Consider the following 6,338-nt stretch of genomic DNA (forward strand, 5'->3'; position numbering starts at 1 on the left):
ATGCAAAATACCCTTTATAAATTAATGATAACTTTGATCAAAAACAGAAAAGATATTCAAAATAACAATGATTTTTTGTGATAGATTCATTATTTCAAATTTAAGTGATTTAGGTTTTTTGCAGTGATTATCAGAGTAAGTGCTTTTTTAAACGGTTTTAGTGTAAAGAATGAACATAAATCATTGAAAAAATCGACAAAATGACATAGGATAGCCGCCGCAAAAATTTGCGTATCGGAGATAAAAAATGTCATCAAACACAATAAAATTTTCTTATCATGCACCAGCAAGAGATGTTGAATCTCTTAAAGCAACTATCGTTTCAAAATTAATTTATAACCTCTGTTGTGAGCCTTCTGAAGCAAAATTGACAAACTGGTTGAATGCTGCACTTTATACTGTTCGAGACTTAAGCGCACAATCTCGTTTACATACTCGTCGTGCTATTAAACACGAGAAATCACGCCGTGTTTACTATCTTTCAATGGAATTTTTAATGGGGCGTGCATTTAGCAATGCAATGATTGCAGAAGATGTGTACGAAGCGATGAAACAAGCCTTTAAAGAATTAGGTTTGGATTTAGAAGATATCTTGAATCAGGAAGAAGATCCTGGTTTAGGTAATGGCGGTTTAGGACGTTTAGCCGCTTGTTTCTTGGATAGTTTGGCGACATTGCGTATTCCTGCTACCGGCTATGGTATTCGGTATGATTATGGAATGTTTAAACAGGAAATTGAAAATGGTCGTCAAGTGGAAAAGCCGGATGGTTGGTTGGCACAAAATATTGCGTGGGAATTTAATCGTCCAAGTAAAAAAATTCCTATCCGTTTTGGTGGGCAAATTTATTACGAAAACAATAAATGTATTTGGAAACCTTCCGATGAAGTGGTGGCCCTTGGTTATGATCAATTAGTTCCGGGGTATGACAACGATGTTGCCAACACATTGCGTTTGTGGTCGGCACAATCCAGTGATGCGTTTAGCCTAAATGATTTTAATCGTGGTGATTATTTCGCAGCAATGGAAAAACAAAACTTTTCTGAAAATGTATCACGTGTACTATATCCTGATGACTCCACTACAGCGGGTCGTGAATTACGCTTAAGACAAGAACATTTCTTAACGTCTGCTTCTGTACAAGATATTTTACGTCGTCATTTAGATATTTTTGATAGTTTGGATAATTTGGCAGAAAAAGTAGTAATTCACCTAAATGATACCCATCCAGTATTGGCAATTCCTGAATTAATGCGTCTGTTAATTGATGAGCACAGTTATGAGTGGAAAAAAGCGTGGGAAATGTGCTGTAAGATTTTTTCTTATACTAATCATACATTGATGAGTGAGGCTTTGGAAACTTGGCCAATTGAAATGTTAAGCTCAATTTTACCTCGTCATTTACAACTTATCCTTGAAATTAATGAAAATTTCTTGAATGATTTGCGAGCTCAAGGTTACGGTGAAGACTTCATTCGTCGTGTTTCTATTATTGACGAAGATAACGGACGTCGTGTGAGAATGGCGTGGTTGGCAGTGATTGGTTCCTATAAGATTAATGGCGTTGCCAAAATCCACTCTGATTTAATGGTAAAATCTATTTTTGCTGATTTTGCGAAAATTTATCCTGAACGCTTTACCAATGTAACAAATGGCGTAACGCCTCGTCGTTGGATTGCGATTGCTAACCCTGAGTTGGCGAAATTGATTGATAGTAAGATTGGTAAAAATTGGCGTAAAGAGTTGGATGAATTAAGTCAATTAAACCAATTTGTTGATGATGAAACATTTTTATCTGATTTCCAACGCGTTAAATTCAGCAATAAACAACGTTTAGCGGAGTACATCAAATATCATCTTGGTATTGAAGTGAATCCGAACGCATTATTTGATGTGCAGGTAAAACGTATTCACGAATATAAACGTCAATTATTGAATGTACTTCACATTATCTATCGCTATAACCAGATTTTGAAAAATCCGGATGCAGACTGGACACCACGTGTTTTTATCTTTGCCGGTAAAGCTGCAAGTGCTTATCACACAGCGAAGAAAATTATTAACTTGATTAATGATGTAGCAGAAGTGATTAATAATGATGGCCGTATTAAAGATTTAATTAAAGTAGTCTTTATTCCGAATTACGGTGTTAGCCTTGCACAAATCATTATTCCGGCTGCGGATGTTTCTGAACAAATTTCTTTGGCGGGAACCGAGGCTTCTGGCACAAGTAATATGAAATTTGCATTGAATGGCGCATTAACTGTGGGAACATTAGACGGCGCTAATGTTGAAATTCTCAATATGGTGGGTCAAGAAAATATCTTTATTTTTGGTAATACGGTTGAGCAGGTTGAAGCATTACGGGCGAAAGGCTATTCTCCTTTTGAATTTTTTGAACGTGAACCAGAATTAAATACGGTTATTCAGCAAATTACTTCTGGACACTTCTCACCGCAAGATCCGATGCGTTACCAAAATGAACTGAATTTGTTTAGTGATTATTATCAAGTGATGGCAGATTTTCGTGCTTATGTTGAGATTCAAAAACAAGTGGATCAACATTACAAACAACCGCAGGCGTGGGCAAAATCTGCATTGATTAATACCGCTAATATGGGGTATTTTTCCTCTGATCGTTCGATCATTGATTATGCTGAGAATATCTGGAAAGTTGAACCGTTATTAAGCTATGATAAAGAGGTTTATGAAGCGGAAAACTGTGTCATTGAGGATGAACTTCCTGAACAGTTATAACCGTTAACGGATTAACGCTATTGAAACGTGCATAAAGTGATTTATGCACGTTTTTTATTTTTTAAGGATTGAAACGGATCAACCTTTCTTTTCCAAGTTTAAGCAATTCAACGAGTTGATTTAAAACAGTAGACATTGGATTTCCTTTGATTAAATAGAAAAGTCGAAAAATTTTGCTATTCCAATGCATTTTAAGGAATAGCAAAATTATAAGAAGTTATTTAAATTCCGCCCAAATCGGTGCGTGATCGGATGGCTTTTCCATTGCACGAATATCTTTAGCGATGCCGGCAGAGATACAGCGCTGTGCCAAAGTTTGATTAGCTAAAATTAAATCAATACGCAAGCCTCGATTATCATCAAAGCCTTTAGAGCGATAATCAAACCAAGAGAATTGGTCATTTACTTGTGGATGTAAAGCTCGGAAAGTATCAACCAAACCATATTGATATAAGTTTTGCAACCATTCTCGCTCTTCAGGCAAAAAAGAGCATTTCCCTGTGCGTAACCAACGTTTGCGATTTTCTTCACCGATTCCGATATCCAAATCGGTCGGGCTGATATTCATATCCCCCATCACTAAAACAGGATTTTCTGCATTGTGTTCATTGACTAAATAGTGTCGTAAATCACGATAGAATTTCTCTTTTGCTGGAAATTTGGTTTCGTGGCTACGATTTTCACCTTGTGGAAAATAGCCGTTAATTACTGTTAGTTGACCAAAAGGCGTTGTTAAATCAGCCATAATAATACGGCGTTGCGCATCTTCGGTATCAGTAGGGAAACCTTTGCGTACCGCTAACGGCTGCTGTTTTGTCAATAATGCAACGCCATAATGGCTTTTTTGCCCGTGATAAAAAACGTGGTAGCCCAAATCAGCAACAATCTCGTGTGGAAAGGCTTCATCAGCAACTTTAATCTCTTGTAGCCCTAAAACATCCGGTTGATATTGCTCAATTAGCTGATGTAATTGATGGGGTCTGGCGCGTAATCCATTAATATTAAAAGAGATAAATTTCATAACTTCGTATAATCCTTATTTAAGCGACTGAATTTTTTTAATCATATTGCTGGTTGAGTAACCATTTTCAAAGTTAAGTACTTTGACATCCCCACCGTTTGCCCAAACCTCTTTACTACCAGCGATCTCTTCCGGTTTGTAATCACCACCTTTAACTAATAAATCAGGCAAAATTTCGCCGATTAAGTGTTGTGGGGTTTCTTCTTCAAACGCTACTAACCAATCAACTGATGCTAAACCAGCGAGTACCGCCATTCTAGTTTCAAGATTATTAATTGGGCGTTGTTCGCCTTTTAAGCGTTTTACTGAGGCATCTGAATTGACTGCAACGATCAAACGATCGCCCAATTTACGCGCATTGGCTAAATAGGAAACGTGTCCCGGATGTAAAATATCGAAACAACCGTTGGTCATCACAATTTTTTCACCACGTGCTTTGGCTTTCGCTACTGCCTGTTTCAACTCCTGTTCGCTCATAATACCAAAGCCGTTTTCGCTGCGGCGATGAATTGCATTTTCCAATTCTACGGTAGAAACAGTGGAAGTACCCAATTTGCCGACCACAATACCGGCGGCAACATTGGCTAAATAACAAGCCTCTTCCAAGCTGCGACCATCAGCAATTGCTGTACCAAGAATACTGATCACGGTATCTCCAGCACCAGTTACATCAAATACTTCCTGTGCTTGCGTTGGTAGATGAAATGCCTCTTGCTCTGGACGAATTAAGGTCATTCCTTTTTCAGAGCGAGTAACTAACAATGCTGTCAAATCCAATTGTTTGATCAATGCTAATCCTTTATCAACAATTTCCTGTTCACTGTGACAAGCGCCGACTACCGCTTCAAATTCTGACATATTAGGCGTTAATAAAGTTGCACCACGATAACGCTCAAAATCTGTACCTTTTGGATCAATTAACACAGGCACATTAGCTTGGCGTGCAATTTGAATCATTTGTTGTACTTGTGATAAGGTACCTTTACCGTAATCAGATAGAATTAATGCACCATATTCTGCAATATAATGTTGCAAACGAGAAAGTAACTCATTAGATTGAATATCGTGAAAGTTCTCTTCAAAATCAAGGCGCAACAACTGTTGATGGCGAGAAAGGATTCGTAATTTGGTAATGGTCGGATGAGAATTTAAACGCACAAAATCACAATCAATTTTCTGATCTGTCAACAGTTTCACTAATGCCTGTGTTGCTTCGTCCTGACCAGTCATTCCCAACAATTTAATCGGCACATTTAAACTGGCGATATTCATCGCAACATTAGCTGCACCGCCAGCACGTTCCTCGTTTTGTTGTACTTTTACCACAGGAACAGGTGCTTCAGGGGAAATACGATTAGTTGCACCAAACCAATAACGGTCTAACATCACATCGCCAAGGACTAAGACTTTAGCGTGATTAAATTGAGTGGAATATTGAACCATAGTTTTCTCCATAAACAAATTTTGCTGGCGATTTTACCACAGCTCCGTCTTGAATAATGCTATTTCCGGTACTTTCCGTTAAAATAGTTAATATTTGAATTATTTAGTTTGCAGTAATCAATGAAAAATCAACAGTTACCACAATTTCAATTTTCTTTTTTCCTACCTAAATATTGGATTCTTTGGCTTGGAATTATCTTGTTTCGTCTGATTTTATTCTTGCCGTACCCTTGTTTAGTGAAAATAGGACACGGTTTGGGTAAATTATTCAGCAAATTTAAATTCGGTAAACGTCGTTTAGAGATAGCTCGTCGTAATCTAGAACTTTGCTTTCCTGAAATGAGTGAATTACAACGACAAGAACTGTTAAAACAGAATATTCAAGCCGTTGGAATGGCTATTATTGAAACTGGAATGGCGTGGTTTTGGTCAGATAACAGGATTAAAAAATGGTCTAAAATTGAAGGGCTGGATTACTTGACTAAAGCAGATAGCGGTATTATTTTGGTTGGTATTCATTTTCTGACGCTAGAATTAGGCGCAAGAATACTCGGGCTTTATCATCAAGGTATCGGTGTTTATCGTCCGAACGACAATCCGCTGTTTGATTGGCTACAAACAAAAGGGCGTATACGCTCCAATAAATCGATGCTCGATCGCCATAATTTACGTGGGATGATTAGAGCATTGCGTCAAGGGGAAACTATTTGGTATGCACCGGATCACGATTATGGACGAAAAAGTGCAGTATTTGTGCCGTTTTTTGCAGTAAAAAATGCTGCGACTACCACTGGTACTGCATTTTTAAAACGCAGTGTTCCGCAAAGTTTAGTTATCCCTTTTACACCATTACGCAATAAAGATGGCTCTGGTTACACTATTTCTATTTCTGCTCCGATTGATCTTAGCGATTGCGAAGATGATGTTGCTATTGTTACTCGAGTGAATCAAGCAATTGAGCGAGAAATAAAAAAAGATCCGTCGCTTTATATGTGGCTTCACCGCCGATTTAAAACTCGTCCGGAAGGAGAAGAAGTGTTTTATTAGTTTTGTGTGTGATTTATGTGTGATTGAATCACTTTATTTTACAGCGGATAACAAGAAAAATAGGCATAGTAG

4 protein-coding genes are annotated in these 6,338 nt (G+C 37.7%); 2 read left to right on the forward strand and 2 right to left on the reverse strand.

Annotated features, from left to right (window positions below; all coding sequences use genetic code 11):
• Positions 1–247 precede the first annotated feature (247 nt).
• On the forward strand, positions 248–2,755 hold the full coding sequence (locus QV04_RS10920) for a glycogen/starch/alpha-glucan phosphorylase (RefSeq protein WP_065231177.1): 2,508 nt from the start codon (positions 248–250) through the stop codon (positions 2,753–2,755).
• Positions 2,756–2,972: 217 nt separating this feature from the next.
• Here the strand turns inward: QV04_RS10920 and xthA are convergent, their stop codons facing one another.
• Entirely contained in the window at positions 2,973–3,776 is an 804-nt protein-coding gene (xthA, locus tag QV04_RS11705) for an exodeoxyribonuclease III (protein WP_065231178.1), read from the reverse strand.
• 15 nt (positions 3,777–3,791) lie between these two features.
• Positions 3,792–5,219 carry a bifunctional D-glycero-beta-D-manno-heptose-7-phosphate kinase/D-glycero-beta-D-manno-heptose 1-phosphate adenylyltransferase HldE gene (hldE, locus tag QV04_RS11710; protein WP_065231179.1) on the reverse strand — a complete coding sequence of 476 codons (1,428 nt, stop codon included), beginning with the start codon at positions 5,217–5,219 and terminating at the stop codon, positions 3,792–3,794.
• A gap of 120 nt (positions 5,220–5,339) precedes the next feature.
• On the opposite strand from hldE, the gene lpxL reads away from it, so the two are divergent.
• Complete coding sequence (gene lpxL / locus QV04_RS10935) at positions 5,340–6,266, forward strand: LpxL/LpxP family Kdo(2)-lipid IV(A) lauroyl/palmitoleoyl acyltransferase (protein WP_039172688.1); 927 nt, start codon at positions 5,340–5,342, stop codon at positions 6,264–6,266.
• Positions 6,267–6,338 lie beyond the last annotated feature (72 nt).

This window comes from Gallibacterium genomosp. 1, assembly GCF_001678575.1.
Taxonomy (GTDB): domain Bacteria; phylum Pseudomonadota; class Gammaproteobacteria; order Enterobacterales; family Pasteurellaceae; genus Gallibacterium.